Annotated in this window: 1 protein-coding gene and 1 pseudogene; both read left to right on the top strand. The window is 31.7% G+C overall.

Translation table 11 applies throughout. The features are described 5' to 3' along the window. A pseudogene (locus tag SAY88_RS24475) lies at window positions 1-214 on the top strand (dienelactone hydrolase family protein); the annotation flags it as partial. A gap of 314 nt (window positions 215-528) precedes the next feature. Further along, window positions 529-1,740: an alpha/beta hydrolase gene (locus tag SAY88_RS24470; protein WP_332635053.1), complete on the top strand. Its 1,212-nt coding sequence runs from the start codon at window positions 529-531 to the stop codon at window positions 1,738-1,740. The last annotated feature ends 333 nt before the right edge of the window (window positions 1,741-2,073 follow it).

The following is a 2,073-nucleotide window of genomic DNA, read 5'->3' as shown; positions in this document are numbered from 1 at the left end:
TATATACCCAAAATGTCCGGTGGTGTTATTTTTTCCGAAAGTGGAAAAATCATTTAATGTAGATGAATTAGTTTCAACTTTAGATAAACCAAATATAAATGTACATATAGCTAGTGGTGAACACGGATTTACTGTTCCATACTCTTCTAAATACAATGAAGAATTAGCTAAAAATACTTTTAGAGAAACATTACACTTCTTCAAAAATAACTGAATTTTTTATTCCGCAATCGGGCGCATTTATAGAATAAGAGAATTGAGCTCTTTCTTCATGAAAAGGGCCAGATAATTGAATAACACTTAATAGTTAAATTGGATATTTATGTTAAAATAGTTGGAGATTGTGAAGGGTTGTACTTAAAGTAACGAGGTTAGTGAAATTACGGGCTGCAATTGATGCAGCTCATTTCTCATTCCAATTAATTGTTGGAAAAAGCTAAAGGGGAGGTTTACACAATAACAAAACATTTATTAGTGTAATCCGTATGGATATTGAAAACATTAACGTTTTAGTAGGGGAGAGATTTTATGGAGATACTTAGTCCGAGAATAAAAGAAATATCGAATAACATTAACGATAAAATTATAAATGATTTTTGGGAAGAAATATCTCAAAAAGGAAGCCCACTAATAGAAGATATTAATCTACAGGGAAAGAAATTGGTTACTTTTCTGTATAAAGAGGTTGAACCAGTAAATAATGTGGTCGTTATATTAGGACCCGCTGGATTGGACTATGCAAGAAATAAAATGGCACAGTTACCTTCAACAAATATCTGGTTTCGTTCTTATCTAATTAGTGAGGATGCAAAGTTCCAATACCTTATATCACTGAACGACCCTTTAACGTATCCTATCGATATTCTACCTGACTATAAAAAAGCCGCAGAAAGAGAAGCTGGTTTTATTATTGACCCTTTAAATAAATTTCCATATCCACAGAATAATCCTGTTGTCTCAACAGTTGGCATTAATGATGCTAATTTAGAATTTAGAAATAAACCACTAAAAGGTAAATATGAAGAGTTTTCTATTTGGAGTGATAGTATAAAAAATGAAAGGAAGGTAAGTCTTTATATACCGCAAAGTATTAATGTGGATAATGAGGTATCAATTCTTACCGTTTTAGATGGTGAATTAAATCCAGATTATGTACCAGTTTTAAACCTAATTGACCAATTAATCGAGGTAAAACAGATTAAACCAATAGTTGTAACATTGGTTGGCAATGTCGATAAAAGAGATAAGGAAATGGGTTGTAATTTAAAGTTTTCCAATTTTTTATCTGATGAATTAACCTCATATTTAACTGAAAAGAAAAAGTTAAATATAAACGATGATAACTGTTTATGTGGATTTAGTTTAGCAGGTATAGGTGCATTATTTACATCTATTAATCGTTCAGAAATTTATAAAAATGTGTTAATGGTCTCAACACCACTCTATTGGTCTCCAGAAAATTTTAATGAGACCGAATATCTATCATGGTATATTGCTAATACACAACCAACAGCATCAAATATTTATATTGAATGTGGTTCAATGGAAAATCACAGTGAGTATCAACGATTTTTTGGTGGGACGAGTAATCTCCTGACTAATAGACACTTTAGAAATGTATTAATAGCTAAAGGATATAAACATAATTACTATGAATACAACGGTGGTCATGACTTTATTCAGTGGACTGATAGTCTTAAACGTGGGTTACTCTATTTCTATGGATATAATAATAAGTAAATGTGTAATGTATGTGATTAACTTCACTTAAACGGGTGCTTGAGTAGAATTAGCAGGAGTTGTCGTCATGGCAGCTCCTATTGTTTATTGCGCTCTAACGGACAGGTATTTTCCTTTTATAACGATCTTCAGCAATCGGGCGCTTTTCTGGAATAAAGAATGCGCTCTTTCTTTTTGTATAGGGCCAGATTGTGAGCATGTTTGACAGTGTAGTCTTGTGATTTTACAATGAGTATATATTCATTCATTAAAAATCAGAAAGGAGAATGGTATATGCAATCTGGGGTTCATAAGTTTACAATTTTTAAAGCTGATGAAATTGACCTAGATGTA

Source organism: Halalkalibacter flavus (assembly GCF_036663575.1).
In the GTDB taxonomy this organism is placed as follows: domain Bacteria; phylum Bacillota; class Bacilli; order Bacillales; family Bacillaceae_D; genus Halalkalibacter; species Halalkalibacter flavus.
Note: the sequence above shows the minus strand (reverse complement) of the source record. Positions and strands in the feature narration are given on the sequence as shown.

Excerpts from the sequence above, each read along its gene's own strand:
- SAY88_RS24470 (WP_332635053.1), top strand. The coding sequence starts at position 529 with ATGGAGATACTTAGTCCGAGAATAAAAGAAATATCGAATAACATTAAC.